The sequence below is a fragment of the Variovorax sp. OAS795 genome, assembly GCF_040546685.1.
GTDB lineage: Bacteria > Pseudomonadota > Gammaproteobacteria > Burkholderiales > Burkholderiaceae_C > Variovorax.
The window spans coordinates 19,350-39,297 of sequence record NZ_JBEPOH010000001.1 but is presented as its reverse complement, the minus strand read 5'-3'; the positions used below and the strand labels follow the sequence as shown (position 1 = coordinate 39,297).

General features: G+C 68.6%; 15 protein-coding genes. 10 read left to right on the top strand and 5 right to left on the bottom strand.

Annotated features, from left to right (window positions below):
• The first annotated feature begins 17 nt into the window (after positions 1-17).
• The 5 genes from ABID97_RS00160 (at position 18) to ABID97_RS00140 (ending at position 4,473) form a co-directional block, all read left to right on the top strand.
• The gene (locus tag ABID97_RS00160) at positions 18-1,712 is read left to right on the top strand and encodes a WS/DGAT/MGAT family O-acyltransferase (RefSeq protein ID WP_354396587.1); all 1,695 of its coding nucleotides are present in this window, start codon (positions 18-20) and stop codon (positions 1,710-1,712) included.
• Positions 1,713-1,845: 133 nt separating this feature from the next.
• Positions 1,846-2,397, top strand: coding sequence for a hypothetical protein (locus tag ABID97_RS00155; RefSeq protein WP_354396586.1), 552 nt, complete (start codon positions 1,846-1,848; stop codon positions 2,395-2,397).
• A gap of 17 nt (positions 2,398-2,414) precedes the next feature.
• A complete protein-coding gene (locus ABID97_RS00150; RefSeq protein WP_354396585.1) occupies positions 2,415-2,936 on the top strand; it encodes a phasin family protein in 522 nt (173 codons plus the stop codon).
• A 41-nt stretch (positions 2,937-2,977) separates the two neighbouring features.
• A complete protein-coding gene (locus tag ABID97_RS00145) occupies positions 2,978-3,613 on the top strand; it encodes a TetR/AcrR family transcriptional regulator (RefSeq protein WP_354396584.1) in 636 nt (211 codons plus the stop codon).
• An 86-nt stretch (positions 3,614-3,699) separates the two neighbouring features.
• On the top strand, positions 3,700-4,473 hold the full coding sequence (locus ABID97_RS00140; protein ID WP_354396583.1) for an esterase/lipase family protein: 774 nt from the start codon (positions 3,700-3,702) through the stop codon (positions 4,471-4,473).
• Between the two features lie 19 nt (positions 4,474-4,492).
• On the opposite strand, the gene ABID97_RS00135 is transcribed toward ABID97_RS00140, so the two are convergent.
• The 3 genes from ABID97_RS00135 to ABID97_RS00125 all read right to left on the bottom strand — a co-directional run bounded on the left by ABID97_RS00135 (position 4,493) and on the right by ABID97_RS00125 (position 9,852).
• Complete coding sequence (locus ABID97_RS00135; protein WP_354396582.1) at positions 4,493-7,717, bottom strand: bifunctional cytochrome P450/NADPH--P450 reductase; 3,225 nt, start codon at positions 7,715-7,717, stop codon at positions 4,493-4,495.
• 120 nt (positions 7,718-7,837) lie between these two features.
• Positions 7,838-9,103 (bottom strand): branched-chain amino acid ABC transporter substrate-binding protein, encoded by a 1,266-nt coding sequence (locus ABID97_RS00130; protein WP_354396581.1) that lies wholly within the window; start codon positions 9,101-9,103, stop codon positions 7,838-7,840.
• 62 nt (positions 9,104-9,165) lie between these two features.
• Positions 9,166-9,852 carry a TetR/AcrR family transcriptional regulator gene (locus ABID97_RS00125; RefSeq protein ID WP_354396580.1) on the bottom strand — a complete coding sequence of 229 codons (687 nt, stop codon included), beginning with the start codon at positions 9,850-9,852 and terminating at the stop codon, positions 9,166-9,168.
• 86 nt (positions 9,853-9,938) lie between these two features.
• Between ABID97_RS00125 and ABID97_RS00120 the strand changes: the two genes are divergently transcribed.
• The 4 genes from ABID97_RS00120 to ABID97_RS00105 all read left to right on the top strand — a co-directional run bounded on the left by ABID97_RS00120 (position 9,939) and on the right by ABID97_RS00105 (position 16,754).
• Positions 9,939-11,552, top strand: a complete 1,614-nt coding sequence (locus ABID97_RS00120) for an AMP-binding protein (protein WP_354396579.1) — start codon at positions 9,939-9,941, stop codon at positions 11,550-11,552.
• Positions 11,553-11,563: 11 nt separating this feature from the next.
• Positions 11,564-14,869 carry a carboxyl transferase domain-containing protein gene (locus ABID97_RS00115; protein ID WP_354396578.1) on the top strand — a complete coding sequence of 1,102 codons (3,306 nt, stop codon included), beginning with the start codon at positions 11,564-11,566 and terminating at the stop codon, positions 14,867-14,869.
• A gap of 65 nt (positions 14,870-14,934) precedes the next feature.
• The gene (locus ABID97_RS00110; protein WP_354396577.1) at positions 14,935-16,257 is read left to right on the top strand and encodes an SGNH/GDSL hydrolase family protein; all 1,323 of its coding nucleotides are present in this window, start codon (positions 14,935-14,937) and stop codon (positions 16,255-16,257) included.
• Positions 16,258-16,376: 119 nt separating this feature from the next.
• Positions 16,377-16,754, top strand: coding sequence for a YXWGXW repeat-containing protein (locus ABID97_RS00105; RefSeq protein WP_354396576.1), 378 nt, complete (start codon positions 16,377-16,379; stop codon positions 16,752-16,754).
• A gap of 18 nt (positions 16,755-16,772) precedes the next feature.
• On the opposite strand, the gene purU is transcribed toward ABID97_RS00105, so the two are convergent.
• The gene (gene purU, locus ABID97_RS00100) at positions 16,773-17,630 is read right to left on the bottom strand and encodes a formyltetrahydrofolate deformylase (protein WP_354396575.1); all 858 of its coding nucleotides are present in this window, start codon (positions 17,628-17,630) and stop codon (positions 16,773-16,775) included.
• Positions 17,631-17,698: 68 nt separating this feature from the next.
• On the opposite strand from purU, the gene aptA reads away from it, so the two are divergent.
• The gene (gene aptA, locus ABID97_RS00095; RefSeq protein WP_354396574.1) at positions 17,699-19,033 is read left to right on the top strand and encodes an omega-aminotransferase AptA; all 1,335 of its coding nucleotides are present in this window, start codon (positions 17,699-17,701) and stop codon (positions 19,031-19,033) included.
• A gap of 16 nt (positions 19,034-19,049) precedes the next feature.
• Here aptA and ABID97_RS00090 read toward each other — a convergent pair whose 3' ends face one another.
• Positions 19,050-19,895: a ChaN family lipoprotein gene (locus ABID97_RS00090; protein ID WP_354396573.1), complete on the bottom strand. Its 846-nt coding sequence runs from the start codon at positions 19,893-19,895 to the stop codon at positions 19,050-19,052.
• Positions 19,896-19,948: the final 53 nt, after the last annotated feature.

The window sequence follows — 19,948 nt, the reverse complement described above, 5'->3', positions numbered from 1 at the left end:
ACAAGGAGACACGACACATGAAACACCTGAGCGGTCTTGATGCCACCTTCCTGCACCTGGAGACCCCCGAGATGCCGATGCACGTGGGCTCGCTCAACGTGCTGGACCTGCCCAAGGGCTACAAGGGCGACTTCTACGAAGACGCCAAGCAGTTCATGGCCAGCCGCATCCACCTGGCCGACGTGTTCACGCGCAAGCTCGCACTGATGCCCTTCGACATGACCAACCCGGTGTGGGTGGACGACGGCGACATCGACATCGACTACCACGTGCGCCACATCACGCTGCCCAAGCCCGGCACCAACCGGCAGCTGCAGCAGTACGTGGCGCGGCTGCATTCCACGCTGATCGACCGCAGCCGGCCGATGTGGGAGTTCTTCATCATCGACGGCCTCAAGAGCGGGCAGGTGGCGCTCTACACCAAGGTGCACCATGCGGGCATCGACGGGCAGGCCGGCGTGGCGCTCGGCAAGGCGATCTTCGATCTGGAGCCCGCGGGCCGCGTGGTCAAGCCGCCGCGGGCGCGTCCGCGCAGCAGCGGCTACCAGTTGGGCATGGCCGAGCTCGCGACCGCGGCGCTGCGCAACACGGCGCAGCAGTACGTCAAGCTGTTCAAGATGGCGCCGGCCATTGCGCGCGCCATCGGCGGGCTCGCCAAGCCCGACGAGAAGGCGGCCGAGAAGAACGCCGCCACAGCGCCCAAGAAGTTCAACCTCTTTGCGCCGCGCACCTCGCTCAACGTGTCGATCACCAACCAGCGCACCTTTGCGGGCCGCACCATCTCGCTGGCCGAGACCAAGCACATCGCCAAGCACTTCGGCGTGTCGCTCAACGACGTGGTGATGGCCACGGTGGCCGGCGCGCTGCGCCACTACCTGGCCGACAACAACGAGCTGCCGGCCAAGCCGCTGGTGGCCGGCGTGCCCGTGAGCCTGCGCGAAGCGGGCGACGAGACGGCCAACAACCAGGCCAGCATGATCCTCGTGAGCCTGGCGACCGACATCACCGACCCGGTGCAGCGGTTAAAGGCCATCAACGCCTCTTCGACAAGCTCCAAGTCGACCATGAACCGCTTCAAGGCGGTGATCCTCGACGACTTTCCCACCTTTGCCGCGCCCTGGCTGGTGTCGGGCATCGCCTCGATGGTCGGCCGCTCGGGGCTCGTGAACCTGCTGCCGCCGGCGGCCAACGTGGCCATCTCCAACGTGGCGGGCGCGCCGTTCCCGATGTACTTTGCGGGGGCGCTGGTCACCAGCTACTACCCGGTGTCCATCGCGAGCCACGGCACGGCGCTCAACGTCACGGTGCAGAGCTACAACGGCCGCATGGACTACGGCCTCATCGCCTGCCGCCGCGCGGTGCCCGACATCACGGAGATCGGCGACTACCTGCTGGCCGAGCACCAGCTGCTGATGAGCCTCACGCAGACCCAACCCGCGGCCGCGGGCACGGCCCCTGCGAAGGCGGCCGCCGCGCCGGAGCCGGCACCTGCCGTGAAGGCGGCGGCCAAGCCGGCCCCCAAGACTGCGGCGAAAAAGGCGCCCGCGAAGAAGGCCGCCGCAGCGAAAACGCCCGCGGCCAAGGCGCCGGTCTCCAGGACGGCCGCCGCAAAAACGCCCATCAAGACGCCCGCCAAGACCCCTGCGCGCAAGGCGCCGCCGCGCAAACCGGCCGTGCCGGCCAAGCGCGCCCGTGCGGCAGCTGCGGCATGATTGCGAGGCCGGGGCCAGAAAATTGGGGCAGTTGGACTAGTTTTCCGACCGTTCTAGTTTTCCAGGCCTAGGCACTCCGGAAGAAGATCACCCCATCGCAAATCCGCGACCGATCAACTTCCAGGAAATCCACATGACCACGCAAGCTTCTTTCTCTTCCGCCGCCATCCACGTCGTCGGCCAGTACAACGACGCCGGCAAGACGCTGGTGGGTGCCTACCGCGCCGGCGTGCATCGCCTGCTCGGCGGTGCATCGTCGCGCTACACCGAATTCCTCGGCAGCCGCCAGATTCCGCTGGTGAGCGAGCAGGTCAAGGCCAACCTGATCGGCGCGCAGGAAAAGATCAACGGCTTCCTGGCCAACCGCCTGGACATCGACACCGGCCGCATCGTCTCGGTGATGGACCGCATGGCCGCGGGCACCACCAGCGGCATCGAAGCCGTGGCCGGCCGCGTGGCGGGTGTCGAATCGCCCATCGTCACCACGGTGGTCAAGACCCTGAACGCGCTGAACCAGCCGATCGCCAACGTCTCGGTGCAGATCGCCGACAGGATCGCAGCCGGCGCCAAGCAGATCGAAGTGCGCGTGGGCGGCACCGAGGAAGCCCAGCCCGTGCGCACCGTGAAGGCCAAGGCCGCCGCGGCCAAGAAGCCGGTTCGCCGCGCCGCCCGCAAGGCAGCCTGACCCTGGAGCAAGAACGCATGGCGACCCGCCCCGACGCGACCGCAAGCCTGAAAAAGAAGAAGGCGGCGGCGCCTGCGAAGAAAGCTCCCCCGGCCAAAAAGGCCCCCGCAGCCCGGAAGACGGTTGCGGCGGCAAAGAAGAAAACTGCTGCTGTCACACCCGATGCACCGGCGGGCCCGAAGGCCGTCGGTGAAGGCCTGCTGCGCGCAGGCCTCAAGGTGCTGGGCAACGTGCGCGACGACGTCGCCAAGCGCCAGGCCAACGTGATCGAGGGGCTGCTGGGCATCGGCCAGGGCAAGCCCGAGGCCGGCGGCGCCGCCAAGGCGGCTCCGCGCGGCTTTCCGGGGCTGGACAGCTTCGGCCTTCGCAAATTCGAGGACGTGTTCGACCAGCGCGTTGCCACCGCCTTGCAGCGCCTGGGCATGCCGAGCGCCGAAGAAGTGCAGGCCCTGCGCGAAGAAGTGGCCCGGCTGCGCGAGCGGCTGGCGCAACTCGAGCCCAGGAACGCCAGCCCGCGCGGCGGCAGCGGCAAACGCTGAGCACCGGCCCAGCGAAGCACCGACGCACGCAGCAGCCGGTTGTGGCCAGTTCCAACACCACGCGCGATCGCATCCTGCAGGCCAGCCTCGCGCTGTTCAACGCGGAAGGCCTTGCGGCAGTGTCCACGCACAAGATCGCGGCCGAGCTCGGCATGAGCCCGGGCAACCTGCACTACCACTTCAAGGCCAAGCAACTGATCGTCGAGTGGCTGTTCCGGCGCTTCGAGCAGCGGCTCGAGGTGCTCGACGGCTCCTCCGGTGCCATCACCGCCATCGACGACCTCTGGCTGGCGCTGCACCTGCGCTTCGAAGCCATCGACCAGTACCGGTTCATCTACCGCGACATGGCCTTCCTGGCCGGCGAATACCCCACGCTCGGCCAGCGCGCGCAGGCGCTCACCGCACAGAACCTGCTGGCGGCCCAGGCGCTGTGCGAAGGGCTGGTGGCTTCGGGCGTCATCGAGACCAGCACCGAGCAGGCGCGCATTCTTGCGCTGCAGATGGTCTTCACCACCACCTGCTGGCTTTCGTTCGAGCGCCTGGTGCCGGGGCGCGATGCGCTGGCACAGGCCGACCCCGGATTGGCCGCTTTCTACACCCTGACCCTCATTTCTCCGTATGTTTCGAGCGAATCGAGGGCTTATCTTGATTACCTGCGGGGCAAATACCTCGGATAAAGATCGCTGTTGTCCGACGAAGCGGTGAAACTTTGGTTCGCCATGCTCGTCCCATAGAACGAATCCCACAAAGGAAAGCTGCCCTCATGACCACTGCCACCCGAGACCACATCGCACCGCCGTCGCGCCTCCTGCTGCTGGCCGAAGCGCGCGCACTCTGGGAAACGGGCGCCGGCCTCGCCATGTGGCCGCTGCTGCAACTCACGCCGCGCGGCGACGGACACCCGGTGCTGGTACTGCCCGGCCTCGTGGCGGGCGACGGCTCCACGCTGGTGCTGCGCCGCTACCTGTGCAGCCGGGGCTACGACGCCCACGGCTGGGGCCTGGGCCGCAACCTCGGCCCGCGCGAGGGCGTGGAAGACGGCATGGTCGCACTGCTCAGGTCCCTGCACGAGAAAAGCGGGCAGAAGGTCAGCGTGATCGGCTGGAGCCTGGGCGGCGTGTATGCGCGCCTGCTGGCGTCCGCGCAGCCCGATCTCGTGCGCAACGTCATCACCCTGGGCAGCCCGTTCTCCGGCAGCCCGCGCGCCACCAACGCCTGGCGCGTGTACGAGGGCGTGAGCGGCCAGAGCGCGCACGACCCGCGCCGGATGAAGGTCGTGCAGCCCACGCCGCCGGTGCCCACGACCTCGATCTTCAGCCGCACGGACGGCGTCGTCGCATGGCGCTGCAGCATCGAGAAGCCGGGCCCGCGGGCTGAAAACATCGAGGTGGTGGCCAGCCACATGGGGCTCGGCGCGCATCCCGCGGTGCTGTATGCGCTGGCCGACCGGCTGGCCCAGCCCGAGGGCGAGTGGAAGCCGTTCAACCGCGGCCTCCTCGGGCCGCTGGTCTACCCCGATCCGGGCCGCAAGGCCTGAGTCGCGCGGCAAGGCGGGGCTATGCCCCGGCCCAGACGTCCAGCACGTAGCGCTGGTCGGCAATCATCTGGTCCATCCATGCCTGGCTGTCGTGGCCGTGCTCGCGCGCCAGGTCGGCCAGCGTGCGCCGCACATCGGGCTCCATGCGCGAACCGTCACCGCACACGTAGATGATGGCGCCGGCTTCGAGCAGCTTCCACACCGCCGCGCCCTGTTCGCGGATCAGGTCCTGCACATAGACCTTGCGCTCGCCGGCGCGCGAGAACGCTGTGTGCAGCGTCATGAGCCCGCGGTGGGACCAGGCCTCGAGCTCCTCGGCGTAGATGAAATCCTGCTCCGGGTGCCGGCAGCCGAAGAAGAGCATCGCCTCACCCAGCGCTTCGCCGCGGCCGGCCTGCGCCGCGCGCTCCTGCAGGAAGCCGCGGAACGGTGCCAGCCCGGTACCGGGGCCGACCATGACGAGCGGCCGCAGCGGATCTTCCGGCAGCCGAAAACCTTCGGCCGTGGTCTCGCGGATCACGCCGTGCACCGTGTCGCCGGCTTCCGCGCGCGCGAGGTAGTTGGAGCACACGCCCTCGAAGGTGCCGCCATTGCCCGAAAGCGCCGGCGCGCGCACCACGCCCACGGTCACGCTGCACCGACCCGGCGTCATGCCCGGCGACGACGAGATCGAGTAGTAGCGCGGCGACAGCGGCGAGAGCATTTCGAGGAACACCGCGAACGGCACCTGGCAGGCCCGGTGCTCTTCGAGCAGGTCGAGCAGCGACCTGCGCTTGTGCAGCACCTCGGCCTTGTAGGCGGCTTGCGAGGCATCGTCGCTGCCCGACAGCGCCACCAGCTTGGGCTTGGTGAACGGGCACTCGGTGTGCGCCGCCAGCGTGGCGATCTGCTTGCGCGTGGCCACGTCCTGCAGCTCGACGTAGTCGCCGAGCAGGCGGTCGACCGCCATCACCTGGTCGACCGGCAGCGCCGTCTTGCGGCCTGAAGCGGCATGCAGCCGCACATGCGCGGAACGGTCGAAGCCGAAGCGCGCCATGGCGCGCTCCACCTGGGCCGGGCTGTTGCGCGGCACCACGCTCAGGTGGTCGCCGGGCACGTAGTTCACGCCCTCGGGCAGCATCAGCTCGACATGCCGCGTGGAGCGGCCTTCCTCGGCCGATCCGGCGGGGGTCTTCTGCAGTTCGCGGTTCTCGATCACGCGCAGCGCCACCGCGCCCAGCGCATCGACCAGCGCGTTCTTCTGGGGCGGCGGCAGTTCCTCCAGCGTGTAGAGCGGCTCGGCCTCGGTCGGCGTGTCGGCGCCCGACTGGATGCCGAAGGCCGTCACCAGCTGCGGCCAGAGCGCATCGCTCCAGTCCTGGAAGGCGCCGTCCATGTCCTCGCGCGCATCGCCCTCGCCGCGCGGATGCACGCGCGTGGCGCCGAGCCCTTCGAGCCGCTCGTCGATGCGGCGCGGCACCGCCTGGTAGGTGGCGGCCCAGTCGGTGTTGCCGCAGCCGAAGACGCTGAAGCGCACGCCGTTGAGCGCATCGTCGGCCTTGTCGAGCCAGCGATGGAACTCGGCGGCGTTGTCGGGCGCCACGCCGTTGTACGAGGCGCAGACGATGGCGACGGCGCCGCTCGCGGGCAGCCGCTCGGCGTAGTCGTCGAGCGAGGCCACCTGGGTCGAGAAGCCGCGCAGTTCGCCGGCCTCGGCCAGCTGGCGCGCCAGGTCTTCGGCCGTGCCGAGGTTGGAGCCCTGCAGCACCAGCAGCGAGGTGCCGTGGCGCGCGGCCTGCGGCTTGCGTGCAGCGGGCTGGACGGGTGCCGAAGGCGTGGCGGCCGCTTCGCCGTTGCCGCGCGGCCGCGTGGCCGGGTCGCGCAGCAGCGCCTTGATCCTGAAGTTCTCCGGCTTGATCGTGAGCGCTTCCTTGATCTTGAGCTTGTAGTCCGTGTGATCGACCAGGGTGAAGCGCTGCAGGATCATGCCCAGCGTGAGCACCGCTTCCTGCAATGCGAACTGCCGCCCGATGCAGGCGCGTTGCCCGTTGCCGAAGGGCTTGAAGGCATTGGCCGGACGCTCGCGCTCGGCTTCGCGGCTGAAGTGGTCGGGGTCGAACTGGTCGGCGTTCTCGCCCCAGATGCCCTTGTCGCGATGCAGCGCCAGCGCATGCATGATGATCATGTTGTTCTTCTTGATCGTGTACTGCCCGCCGATGGTCGTGTCCTCTTTCGCGCGCATCGAGATCGCGGGCGCGGTCGGGTACAGGCGCAACGCTTCCTTCAGCACCTGCATCACGTACTGCAGGCGGTTGACCTGCGCATAGGTGGGCTTTTGCGAGGGGTCGGGGCCGAACACGCTGTCGACCTCGGCCTGGGCCTTGGCCAGCGCCCCGGGGTTCTTCAGCAGGAAGTAGATCGCGAACGAGAGCAGGCCGCTCGTGGTCTCGTGGCCGGCGATGAGGAACTCGATGCACTCGTCGCGGATCATCTTGTCACTGAGCTTCTCGCCGCTCTTCTTGTCGACGCCCGCGATCATGTAGCTCAGCAGGTCGGGCTTGGTCGCGATGTCGGCCCCGCTCGCACGGCGCTCCTCGATGATGTCTTCCACCATCTTGTGCATGTAGCGGATGTCCTTGCGCTGCTGGGCGAGCTCCTTCTTGAGCATCAGCTCTTCGAGCGGCAGGCCGCGGCGGTTCTGCACCGTCTCGAGCGTGCGCACCATCGCATCGACGAAGGGATGGAAGCCCTCGCGGTAGAACGAATTGAAGCGATAGCCGAAGCCGCACAGGCCGATGGTGTCCAGCGTAAGCGCCGTCATGTCGCGCACCACGTCCACCTCTTCGTCGAAGTTCAGCCGCTCCCACTTGGTGACCAGCTGGTCCGCGATGTCCAGCATCATCGGGTGGTAGGCCTGCATGGCGCGCTGGCTGAAGTTGGCCAGGAGGATGTTGTGCGGCTTCGACCAGGTCTCCTCGTGCGTGTCCGAGGTGAAGAGCCCGTGCGACGCGGCGCGCAGCCGGCGCAGCGCGCCGCGCGTGCTCTTGTCGAAGCGCGCCTCTTCGCAGAGCTCGTCGACCAGCGCGGGCGACGACACCACGACCACCGGCATGCCCGGCATGTCGAGCCAGTAGATGCCGCCGAGTTCCTGCGCGATCCTCCACATGTCCAGCACGGGAGAGTCCGACCCGATCGACAGCAGGTTGCCGACGAACGGCTTCTTTGCGGGATGCGGGATCGGATGGAGCGAGTTCTTGCCTGCCATGGGTTCTTGCGCCTTTGGTGTGACCCGCTGCGGAAATCCGGGGTATGCCCCGGAGTATCTCGACCGCGCGGGTGCGCGGCAGGACGGGGTTTCCCTTAGGAGCGCCCGATCGCTCGCGCCTCAGCTGCCGGGCCGGACCATCTTGCAGTCGGTGCCCTGGGCCAGTTCGTTCCCGGTATAGACCGCGTCGGTCCGGAAGCCGTAGTCGGTGCCCTCCCAGCCCGTCTTGACGCTCTTGCCATCGACCGGCGCAATGGTGTTGACCACCTGCGGCAGCAGCAGCTGGTGGTCCTCGGCGCGCATGCGGATGGGGCCGACCACCGAATCGAAGCTCATGTCTTCGAGGGCATGGGCCACCTTCACCGTGTCGATGCTGCCGGCCTTGTCGATGGCGGCGGCCAGCAGGCGCGGCGTGAAGTCGATGCGCGGCGCGAGAAAGTCCTTGCCGGTCTTGGCCTTGTAGGCCTTGGCGAGCGCATCGACCCGCGGCGTGCCGGCCTGGCCCGGGTGCCATTCGGCGACCCAGGTCAGCTGCCCCAGCTTGGCCTGCGACACCGCCAGTACCGTGCCGGGCACCGAGCCGGCGCTGTGATTGAAGTAGCGCAGGTTGTAGCCCGCGTCGCCCGCGGCCTTCAGCAGCAGGGTCATGTCCTGGCCCCAGTTGCCGGTGATGACCGAATCGGCGCCGCTTTGCTTGATGTTCGCGATGTAGGGCGAAAAGTCCTTCACGCGGCCGATGGGGTGCAGCGTCTCGCCGACGAACTGCACGTCGGGCCGCGCCAGGCCAACGAGCTGGCGGCCGTAGCTCGCCCATTGCTTGCCGTGCGCATAGTCCTGGTTCAGCAGGTACACCTTCTTCACGTCGGGCGTCTTCTTGATGTAGTTGGCCAGCGCCTTCATCTTCATCGCGGTGTTGGCCTCGGTCTGGAAGTGCCAGAAGCTGCAGGTCTTGCCGGTCATCTCGGGGTCGATCGACGAATGGTTCAGCACGATCAGCTCCTTGCCCGGATTGCGCTGGTTCCAGCGCACCACCGACTGCACGAGCGCCGTGACCACCGAGGAGCCCGAGCCGCCGGTGACGATGGCCCTGGCGCCCTGGTCGATGGCCGCCTGCAGCGCGCTCTGGCTTTCCTGCGCCGAGAGCTTGCTGTCGAACTGCAGCAGCTGCAGCTTGGTGCCGCCGAGCACGCCGCCCTTGGCATTGATCTCCTCGATGGCGTATTGGGTGTGCATCAGCATCAGCTCGCCCACGTTGGCGAACGGGCCCGAGAGCGGATCGATGTAGGCGATCTTGTAGGTGGGCTGTTGGGCCTGCGCTGCGCCCGATAGGGCCAGCAGCGATGCGAGGGCGATGGGCGCCAGGGGCGCGCGGGTGAAATTCGGCATGTCCGTGTGTCTCCGATGTCGTGGGTGAAACTTCCGCGGAGGGCGCGCGAGCGCCTTTCGCTTCAACGCGGTTCTTTGGTGCGCAGCCCGATCACGCGGCTCGCGAGCTTCGTGAGCTCGGCCGTCACTTCCTCGGGCGAGAGCCGGCCGCCTGGGCGGTACCAGCTGTAGAGAAAGCCCGGCAGGCTGCAGGCGGCCAGCGCGGTGATGCGGGTCTCGGTGAAATCCAGGTCGCCGTCGCGGCGCGCTTCTTCGAGCAGCGGGCAGAGCAGGTCGTAGAAATGGTGCGCAAGCTTCTTCTGCGCGGCGATGTATTCGGGCCGGTACACCTGCGGCTCGCGGTAGGCGAAGAAGGCGCAGGGGTGGTGCGCAATGGTGGCGCGTATCAGCCGTTCGATGCCTTCGAGCACCTTCTCGCTTGCGCGGCGCGGATCGCCCGCCGCGAAGTCGAGCGCGGTGAAGCAGTCGACCGTGGGTCGCCAGGAGAGCGTCTCGAAGATCTCCTGCTTGTCGCGGAAGTAGTAATACACGAAGGGCTTGGTCACGCCCAGCGCGCGCACGATCTGCGCCATGGTGGTGTTGGCGTAGCCCTGCTCGGCAAAGAGCTGCGCCGCCGCCTCCAGGATGCGCTCGCGCTGCAGGTCGGTGCCCTGCGTGGCCGCGCGCTGGCGGCCCGTGCCCTGGGGCAGGTGCGCCTGCGCCGAGCCCTTGCCAGAGGGTTTTTGCCGTGTCGCCGAAGTTATACCCATGGGTAGGATTGTTGGTGCACCATGCGCTCGTTGGCAAGCGGCTGCCCCGCGCGGGCGGCTATCGATAACCCTGAGGAAGTGACACCATGGAGACATTGCCCGACCGCCCCCTGAAGCCCCTGCACGAGTACCTACGCGCCCATGCGCGAGAGCGCGGCGACCGCGCCGCCTGCATCTGGTACGGGCATGCGATGACATGGGCGGAGCTCGACCGCGCCAGCGATGCGTTCGCGGCCCGGCTGCAGGCCATCGGCGTCAGGAAGGGCGAGCCGGTGGTGCTGTTCCTCAACAATTGCCCGCAGTACCTGGTCGCGCATTTCGGCATCCAGAAGATCGGCGCCATCGTCTGCCCGTGCAGTCCGCTCAACAAGGAGCATGAGCTGGGCTACCAGGTCAACGACCTCGCTGCGCGCGTGATCGTCGCCGCCGCGCCGCTGCTGCCGGTGGTGCGCAAGGTGCAGCCGGAGAGCGCCCTCGCGCACGTTTTCGTGGTGCACTACGCCGACCTGCTGCCCGGGCAGCCCACGCTCGACCTGCCCGCCGAACTGGCGGCCGAGCGCAGTGCCGCGCGCGTCGTGCCTTCGGATTGCGAAGATTTTCTTGCCGTGATGCAAAGCGGCGCCGTGCCGCAGCCCGTGGCCATCGACCTGGACGACGTGGCGCTCATGACCTACACCTCGGGCACCACGGGGCTTCCCAAGGGCGCCATGCTGAGTTATGGCAACGCGCTCTTCAAGACGCGTGCGGCGTCCGACTGCAACAGCGTGGCAAGCAGTGACGTGCTGCTGTCGATTCCGCCGCTCTATCACATCGCCGGCATGCTGATGGGCGTCAACGTGCCCGTGCTCAGCGGCGCGGCCTCGGTGCTGCTGCACCGCTTCGACCCGCGGGCCGTGCTGCAGGCCATCGCGCAGTACAAGGTCACGTGGTGGTACAGCATCGCGCCGATGAACGTGGCGTGCATGCAGGTGCCCGACATCGCGAACTTCGATCTCTCGAGCCTCAGGCGCAATCCGGTCACGAGCTTCGGCATCACCTTCACCGAATCGCTGGCGGCGCAGTGGCGCTCGCATGCGCCCAGCTGCACCTCGTTCGAAGCCGCGTACGGGCTCAGCGAAACCCACACCTGCGACACCTACACGCCGCACCATTCGCCGCGCTGGGGCACCCAGGGCATTGCGGTGCCGGGCGTGACCATCCGCATCGTCGATACCGAGACCCAGGCCGATGTGCCCACGGGCGAGGTCGGCGAAATCGTGCTGACCAGCCCGGGCTGCTTCAAGGGCTACTGGAACAAGCCCGAGGCGACGGCCGCCACGCTGCGCGATGGCTGGGTGCACACCGGCGACATCGGCAAGCTCGACGCGGACGGCTATCTCACCTTCATGGGCCGCATCAAGGAGATGATCAAGGTCTCCGGCTACAGCGTGTTTCCGGAGCAGGTCGAGACCATCCTCGTCAAGCATCCGGACGTGGCGCAGGCAGCCGTCATTGCGCAGCCCGACCCCGAGAAGGGCGAGGTGGTCAAGGCCTTCATCGTGCGCAAGCCCGGCGCCACGCTCGACGCCGAGACGCTCATGGCCTGGTCGCGCGACAACATGGCGAGCTACAAGGTGCCGCGCGCCGTGAGCTTCATCGACGCGTTGCCCACCACCGGCGCGGGCAAGGTGCTGCGCCGGCTGCTCAAAGACAAGACCTGAAAGGCGCTCTCTTGTTCTCCAAGATCCTGATTGCCAACCGCGGCGAGATCGCCGTGCGGCTGGTGCGCGCGCTGCGCGACCTGGGCATTGCCAGCGTGGCGGTGCATGCGCGCGACGACGCGGCTGCGCTGCATGCGCAGCTGGCCGATACGGCGGTGGCGCTCGATGCGACGGGCCCCTCGGCATACCTCGACATCGCGGCCCTGGTCGGCATTGCGCGCGCGCAGGGCTGCGACGCGGTGCATCCCGGCTACGGCTTCCTGAGCGAGCGCGCCGATTTTGCGCAGGCTTGCGCCGGCGCCGGCCTGGTCTTCATCGGCCCGACGGCCGAGCAGCTCGCGCTGTTCGGCGACAAGGCGCGCGCGCGGGCACTCGCCATGCAATGCGACGTGCCGGTGATGCCCGGCAGTGCGGGCGCGGTGACGCTCGCAGAGGCGCAGGCTTTTTTTGCCGAACAGGAGGCGGAGGGCGCGGGCGTGATGATCAAGGCGATCGGCGGCGGCGGCGGGCGCGGCATGCGCGCGGTGCTGCAGGCGGGCGAGCTGCCTGAGGCGCATGCGCGCTGCATGTCGGAAGCGCGGGCTGCCTTCGGGGTCGAGGGCGTGTATGTCGAGCGCCTGATGCGCAATGCGCGCCATATCGAGGTCCAGGTGCTGGGCGACGGACAGGCGGTGGCCAGCCTGGGCGAACGCGAGTGCACCTTGCAGCGCCGCTTCCAGAAGCTGGTGGAGATTGCGCCCAGCCCTTCGTTGCCCGAGGCACTGCGCGCGCGGGTCACGCAGGCGGCGCTGCGCATGGCCAAGGCCGTCGGCTATCGCAGCCTGGGCACGTTCGAATTCCTCGTCGATGCGGCGTCGCCCACGCTTCCCTTCGTTTTCATCGAAGCCAACCCGCGGCTGCAGGTGGAGCACACCGTGACCGAAGCCGTGACCGGGCTCGACCTGGTTCAGCTGCAGATCGCCGTGGCCGCGGGACAGACCCTGTCGGGTTTGGGCGTGGAGGCGGATCGCACGGCGCCGCAGCGCGGCTTCGCGCTGCAATGGCGCATCAATGCGGAGACGCTCGATGCAGAGGGCAATGCCCGGCCTTCGGGCGGCGCCCTCGCGCGCTTCGATCTGCCGTCGGGACCGGGCGTGCGCGTCGACACGCATGGCTATGCGGGGCTTGCGCCTTCGCCGCACTACGACACCTTGCTGGCCAAGCTGATCGTGCATTCGCCCTCGCCCCACTTTGCCGATGCATTGCGCCGCGCGCTGCGGGCGCTGGACGAGTGCCACATCGACGGCATCGCCACCAACCTGGCGCTGCTGCGTGCCATTGCGGCGCGGCCCGAATTCGCGAGCCAGGCGGTGCACACGCGCTTCGTCGAGGCGCACCTGGCCGATCTGCTGGCCGCGGCGGCCGCGTTGGAAAGCAGGCGGCCGAAAAAGATCGCGCCGGTTCCCGATGCAGGCGCACAGGCGCCGGGCGCCTCCGAAGAGATGGACGGCGACCTCGTCGTCAAGGCACCCATGCCGGCCAGGCTGGTGCAGTTCGAAGTGTCGGTGGGCGACGTGCTGCCGGCCGGTGCGCAGCTCGGCGTGCTCGAGGCCATGAAGATGGAGCACCTGCTGCACGCGCCCACGGCCGGCAGGGTGGTCGCGCTGCTGGCCGAGCCGGGCGACTACCTCGTGGAGGGCCAGTCGCTGGTGCGCCTGGCGCCCGTCGACGCGCAGGCGGTGCAAGCCGAGGCGCGCGCCGAGCACGACCTCGACACTGTCCGCCCCGACCTGCAGAAGGTGATCGACCGCCATGCCTTCACGCTCGATGACAACCGCGGCGCGGCCGTGGCCAAGCGGCACGGGCAGGGCGGGCGCACCGCGCGCGAGAACATCGCCGACCTGTGCGACACCGCATCGGACCCGGGCAACTTCATCGAGTACGGCGCGCTGGCCATTGCGGCGCAGACGCGGCGCCGCACGCTCGAGGACCTGATCGCCAACACGCCGGCCGACGGCATGGTCACGGGCCTCGGCAGCATCAACGCGAAAGAGTTCGGCCCCGAGGTGTCGCGCTGCGCCGTGCTGGCCTACGACTACACCGTGCTGGCCGGTACGCAGGGCATGCGCAACCACCACAAGACCGACCGGCTGCTGGCGGTGGCGCACCAGCTGAAGCTGCCGGTGGTGCTGTTCGCCGAGGGTGGCGGCGGGCGGCCGGGCGACACCGACATGCCGATCGTCGCGGGGCTCAACAACCACACCTTCAGCCAGTTTGCCGCGCTGTCGGGCAAGGTGCCGGTGGTGGGCATCGTGCATGGCCGCTGCTTCGCGGGCAACGCGGCGCTGCTGGGCTGCGCCGACGTGATCATCGCCACCCGGGGCAGCAACATCGGCATGAGCGGGCCCGCGATGATCGAGGGCGGCGGGCTCGGCACCTTCGCGCCCGAGCAGATCGGGCCGAGCAGCGTGCAGTCGCGCAACGGCGTGATCGACATCCTGGTCGAGGACGAAGCCGCCGCGGTGGCTGCCGCGAAGCAATACCTGTCGTACTTCCAGGGGCCGGTTTCCGATTGGGAGTGCGCCGACCCGCGCAAGCTGCGCCATGTGGTGCCGGAGAACCGGCTGCGCGTGTACGACGTGCGCGCCGCGATGCGCGGCGTGGCCGACACCGGCTCGATGCTCGAACTGCGCGCCGGCTTCGGCGCCGGCATCGTCACGGCGCTGGCGCGCATCGAGGGCAAGCCGGTGGGGCTGATGGCCAGCAACCCGCATCACCTGGGCGGCGCGATCGACGTGGATGCCGCCGACAAGGCCGCGCGCTTCATGCAGCTGTGCAATGCGCACGCGCTGCCGATCGTCTCGCTGTGCGACACGCCGGGCTTCATGGTGGGGCCGGAGATCGAAGCCGAGGCGCAGGTGCGCCATGTGTGCCGCATGTTCATGGTGGCCTCTCATCTGCGCGTGCCCTTCTTTGCCGTGGTGCTGCGCAAGGGCTACGGCCTGGGGGCGCAGGCCATGACGGCCGGCGGCTTCGATGCACCGGTCTTCACCGTGGCCTGGCCCACGGGTGAATTCGGCGCCATGGGACTCGAGGGCGCGGTGCGCCTGGGCTATCGCAAGGAGCTGGCCGCCGTGCCCGAAGGCGCCGAGCGCGATGCGTTGTTCAAGGCGCTCGTGGCGCAGCAGTACGCCAACGGCGAGGCGATCCACATGGCACAGACGCTCGAGATCGATGCAGTGATCGATCCCGCCGACACGCGCACCTGGCTGGTGCGCGGGCTCGCGTCCGCGGCGCGCCCGGCGCAAGCGGCCTTGCCCTATGTAGACACTTGGTAACCACGCCGTAGACCTCGCAACGTGCGAGGGCAAGGCGGCTCCGTAAACTGGACCGCTTTGCGCGCATGAATCTGGGTTCGCATTGGGTGTCCGTTTTCCGCCGGGTCGTGTTGCGGCATGGCGTGGCCGCGGTGGGCTTGCTGCTGCTGGCCGCCGCGGTTGCGGTGCAGGCCGTCCAGCCCACGCGTGCGCGCCAGCCTGCCGAGGCGCGATGGGTTGCAGGGTGGGCCGCCGCGCCGGTGGACTTCCGCGAGCTGAGTGCGAATCCGCTTCTCAAGGCCGCGGCGCCCCGGCCCGGCGGTGACGCCTTTCGCGGCCAGACGGTGCGCCAGCAATTCGAGCCCGCGCTCGGCGGTGAGCGGGTGCGCATCCGCTTCTCCAACCGCTTCGGCAAGACGCCGCTGCGCGTTGCCGCCGCGAGCGTGGCGCACGCCACCGGCGGCGGCGCGATCTCTCCGTCGACGCTGCGCGTGCTGCGCTTCGGCGGGCGCGCGAGCGCGGTGGTGGCGCCGGGTGCGGAAGTCTGGAGCGACGGCGCCGACCTGAAGGTCGAGCCGGGGCAGGCCGTGGCGGTGAGCGCCTTCTTCGATCGGCCGGTGCCTTTTGCCACCGTTCACCTGCAGGCACCCGACGCGACCTGGCTCGCCGGCGGCAACGCCGTTGCCGCCGGCACGCTGCCGGGTGCCGAGCCGCTGGCGCTGAATCACGTCGTGACGGGCCTGGACGTGATGACCTCGCAGCCGACGCGTGCGGTGGTCGCGTTCGGCGATTCGATCACCGCGGGCGGCGGCGAAGCGGGCGACGGTTCGTACCCCGATCTGCTTGCCACGCGGCTGCGCAACAGTCCCGCGGCGAAGCCGGTGTCGGTGCTCAACGCGGGCATCGGCGGCAACCGGCTGCTGGTCGATGGCATCGGTCCCAACGGCCTCTCGCGCTTCGCACGCGATGCGCTGGGGCAATCGGGCGTGACGCACGTGATCGTGCTGCTCGGCACCAACGACATCGGCCGCAACGTGTTCGTCGGCCTGCCGGGACGTCCCACGCCGGAACACGAGGTGGCGACCGCGCAGCGCATCACCGAAGGCCTGCAGCAGCTGGTCAAGCAGGCCCGTGCCAAGGGCGTGAAAGTGCTGCTCGGCACCGTGCCGCCGTTCAAGGACACGCCGTACTGGAACGAAGCCTCCGAAACCATGCGCGGCGAGGTCAACCGCTGGATCCGCAGCCGGCAGGACGTGGATGGCGTGATCGATTTCGACGCCGTGCTGCGCAACCCGGCCGATCCCGCGGCGCTGAACCCGCTGTACGACAACGGCGACCACCTGCACCCCAACAAGGCGGGCCATGCCGCCATGGCTTCGGCCGTCGATCTGCGCGAGTTGCAAGAGTGAGTGCTGACAAAGTTGTCGTTTGGGCGAAACACCTCTACACAAAGTCCCGCTAAGTGCTTACAGGCGCTTCACATGGGCCCGGCAGCATGAAGGCTCCAACCACTCATGAGGGGACACCCATGAAAAAAGTCGCAATCACCTTGGCCATCGGCGCAGCTTCGCTGCTTTCCGTGGGCGGCGCACTCACGCTGCCGACCACCGCGCATGCACAGCGCGCCGTGATCGTCGAGACGCCGCCGCCGCCCCCGCGTTCGGAGCGTGTGCCGCCGCCGCGCCGGGGCTACGTCTGGGCGCCGGGCCACTATGAATGGCGTGGTGGGCGCCACGTGTGGGTCAGGGGCATGTATGTGCGTGCCCGCCCGGGCTATGCCTACCGTGCGCCCGAATGGCGCGAACGCGACGGCCGCTGGGAATACCGCCGCGGCGAATGGGACCGTGACCGCGACGGCGTGCCGAACCGCTACGACCGCCGCCCGGACAATCCCAACCGCAACTGATTGAGAGAGGGCGCCGCGCTATCGGAACACGACGGTGCGGTGCCCGTTCAGCAACACGCGGTGCTCGCTGTGCCACTTCACGGCACGCGCGAGCACCTGGCTTTCGGTGTCGCGGCCGCGGGCCGTGAGGTCTTCGACCGTGTCGGTATGGTCTGCGCGCGCCACGTCCTGCTCGATGATCGGGCCTTCGTCCAGGTCCGCCGTGACGTAGTGCGCGGTGGCGCCGATCAGCTTCACGCCGCGGTCGTGCGCCTGGTAATAGGGCTTCGCGCCCTTGAAGCTCGGCAGGAACGAATGATGGATGTTGATCGCGCGGCCTGACAGGCTCTTGCACAGGTCGTTGCTCAGGATCTGCATGTAGCGCGCGAGCACCACGAGCTCGGCGCCCTCGGCCTCGATGATCTCCAGCTGCTTTGCTTCGGCCTGCGCCTTGGTGGCCGCCGTCACGGGAATGTGATGGAAAGGCACGTTGTAGCTCGCCGCCAGCTGGTAGAAATCGCGGTGGTTCGAGATGATGGCGCGCACGTCGATGGCCAGCAGCCCGCTCTTCCAGCGGAACAGCAGGTCGTTGAGGCAATGGCCTTCCTTGCTGACCAGGATCACGGTCTTCATCGGCTCGGCCGCGGCGTGCAGCTGCAGGTTCATGCCGAATCCGGCGCCGAAGGCCGCGAGCTGCTCGCGCAGCGCCGCCTCGGTGTGGTCGCTGCAGGCAAAGCGCACGCGCATGAAGAACAGGCCCGTGTCGTGGTCGTTGTACTGGGCGGCTTCCTCGATGTTGCCGCCGCGTTCGAGCAGGAAGCCCGAGACGGCATGCACGATGCCCGTCCGGTCGGGGCAGGAGAGGGTCAGGATGTAGGCGGGCGTAGTGGTCGTCATGAGGGGCACGATTGTCGCAGGGGTGCCAGAATGCCGTTTTTCCAGTGCGCGTTAAGCAGGAGCAATCGATGGCTTATCAGGACTTCAACATGGGCAACCAGTGGTTGCCCTTTACCCCCAACCGCCACTTCCAGAAAGACCCGCGCGTCTTCGTGGCGGCCGACGGCATGGAGTTCACCACGCACGACGGCAAGAAGGTGATCGACGGCATTTCGTCGCTCTGGTGCGTGGGCGCGGGCCACAACAGGAAGCCGATCAACGAGGCCATCAAGAAGCAGCTCGACACGCTCGACTACGCCACCGCGTTCCAGGTCAGCAACGACAAGGCCTTCAAGGCGGCCGAGATGATCGCGTCCCTGGCGCCCGGCGACCTGAACAAGGTGCTGTTCTGCAATTCGGGCAGCGAGGCGGCCGACACCTCGATGAAGGTGGCGCTGGCCTACCACCGCGCGCGCGGCGAGGGGCACCGCAATGTGTTCATCGGGCGCGAGAAGGGCTACCACGGCGTGGGCTTCGGGGGCATGTCGGTGGGCGGCATCCCGGGCAACCGCAAGGTGTTCGGCTCGGCCTTCCTGCCGCGGGTGGACCACATGCGCTTCATCCACGATCCGGTGAACCACGCCTACGTCCACAACGAGGAGCCGGTGTGGGCCGAAGACCCGCTGGTGGAGCTCGAGACCCGCATCCTGCCGCTGCACGACCCGAGCAACGTGGCGGCCATCATCGTCGAGCCGGTGGCCGGTTCGGCCGGCTGGTACCTGCCGCCCAAGGGCTACCTGCAGAAGCTGCGCGCCATCTGCGACAAGCACGGCATCCTGCTGATCTTCGACGAGGTGATCACCGGCTTCGGCCGCATGGGCACCAACTTCGCGTCGGATTATTTCGGCGTGGTGCCCGACATGCTGAACTTTGCCAAGTGCGTGACCAACGGGGTCATTCCGCTGGGCGGCGTGATCTGCCGCGACAAGCTCTACGACGCGATGATGAAGACCGACGCGCCCGAGCACGTGGTCGAGTTCTTCCACGGCTACACCTATTCCGGCCATCCGGTGGCCTGCGCCGCGGCCATCGCCACGCTCGATCTCTTCAAGGAAGAGAAGCTCTTCGCCCGCGCCGGCGAGATGGGCAAGCTGCTGGGCGATGCGTTCCACAGCACCTTCAAGGGCCTGCCGAACGTGGTCAGCATCCGCAGCCTCGGCCTCGCCGCGGCGGTGGAGCTCGCGCCCATCGCCGGCACGCCGGGCAAGCGCGCCTACGACATCTTCCTGGACTGCTTCCACAAGGGCGCGCTGGTGCGGCCCGCGGGCGAGGTGCTGGTGATCGCGCCGCCCTACATCGTCGAGAAGCAGCACATCGACACGCTGGTCAACACGCTGGCCGACTCGATCCGCAAGTTCGCCTGAGCCGCGGCGGGGGAGGCTACCTGGTGCGCATGTCCGCGCAATAGTCCTTCGGCGGCAGCGGGGGCGTGCGCCACACGGCGTCGTACGCACGCCTGTTTTCTGCTTTCTCGTCCGGTGATTCGCCGGCCTGCAGCCGCACGGCCTTGACCGACACGTCGGTGGGCAGGTGCTGCGGCACGCCCAGCACCTTGGTGGCATGGCCTGCGCCAGTGACCAGCAGCACCGTCTTGCCCGGCTGGCGCGCCTTGACGATGGCCTGCGCCATGGCGCGGTCGCGCCCCACCTGGATGCGTGTCATCGGCACGATCTGGGGTTCGGGCAAGAGCTTGCAGTGGCCCTCCCGCACGGCGTCCTGCTGCGCGGTGTAGGCCTCGCCATTGAGCTGCACGTCGAGCGAGACGTCGGTCATGGCGTTCTTCATCCGTGCGCGCGGCAGGTTGGCGCCGATCACCGGCACGCCGGCGCGCACCGCGGCCATCACGACCGGCCCGTAGCTTTGCCAAGGCCAGGCCTTGTCGTTCCAGCCGAGCGCGGCCTGGACCTGGGCGTCGGTGGCGGCGCTGTCGAGGCGGGCGGTGCTGTGGCCTTCCTCGGCCATCTCGAGCAGCAGGGCCGCCAGCTTGCCCTTGGCGGCGAGCGCCTCGACGGTTTCCCGCTCCAGGGCCTGGTGCTCCGGGGCGTCGTGCTGCTCGCCGAGGAGCAGTGCATCCGCGGGCAGCAGCCTCGCGGCACGGCGCGCCACGGGGGCGTCGGGGCCGTCGAGGAAGGCGGAGCAACCCGCCAGGGCAATGGCCGTGGCCACGACCGCGAACAGGGACAACGGCAAACGGGTGGCCCGCGCGGGGGTGGGGTGGCATCGCATCGCGCCATACTATGCGTTGGCGCCCGCACGCCGTGCCGTCCATTTCCGCTTTT

Bases quoted from the DNA above. Each gene is read 5' to 3' on its own strand.
- ABID97_RS00160 (WP_354396587.1), top strand. From the start codon at position 18: ATGAAACACCTGAGCGGTCTTGATGCCACCTTCCTGCACCTGGAGACC.
- ABID97_RS00155 (WP_354396586.1), top strand. From the start codon at position 1,846: ATGACCACGCAAGCTTCTTTCTCTTCCGCCGCCATCCACGTCGTCGGC.
- ABID97_RS00150 (WP_354396585.1), top strand. From the start codon at position 2,415: ATGGCGACCCGCCCCGACGCGACCGCAAGCCTGAAAAAGAAGAAGGCG.
- ABID97_RS00140 (WP_354396583.1), top strand. From the start codon at position 3,700: ATGACCACTGCCACCCGAGACCACATCGCACCGCCGTCGCGCCTCCTG.
- ABID97_RS00135 (WP_354396582.1), bottom strand. From the start codon at position 7,717: ATGGCAGGCAAGAACTCGCTCCATCCGATCCCGCATCCCGCAAAGAAG.
- ABID97_RS00130 (WP_354396581.1), bottom strand. From the start codon at position 9,103: ATGCCGAATTTCACCCGCGCGCCCCTGGCGCCCATCGCCCTCGCATCG.
- ABID97_RS00125 (WP_354396580.1), bottom strand. From the start codon at position 9,852: ATGGGTATAACTTCGGCGACACGGCAAAAACCCTCTGGCAAGGGCTCG.
- ABID97_RS00120 (WP_354396579.1), top strand. From the start codon at position 9,939: ATGGAGACATTGCCCGACCGCCCCCTGAAGCCCCTGCACGAGTACCTA.
- ABID97_RS00110 (WP_354396577.1), top strand. From the start codon at position 14,935: ATGAATCTGGGTTCGCATTGGGTGTCCGTTTTCCGCCGGGTCGTGTTG.
- ABID97_RS00105 (WP_354396576.1), top strand. From the start codon at position 16,377: ATGAAAAAAGTCGCAATCACCTTGGCCATCGGCGCAGCTTCGCTGCTT.
- purU (WP_354396575.1), bottom strand. From the start codon at position 17,630: ATGACGACCACTACGCCCGCCTACATCCTGACCCTCTCCTGCCCCGAC.
- aptA (WP_354396574.1), top strand. From the start codon at position 17,699: ATGGCTTATCAGGACTTCAACATGGGCAACCAGTGGTTGCCCTTTACC.
- ABID97_RS00090 (WP_354396573.1), bottom strand. From the start codon at position 19,895: ATGCGATGCCACCCCACCCCCGCGCGGGCCACCCGTTTGCCGTTGTCC.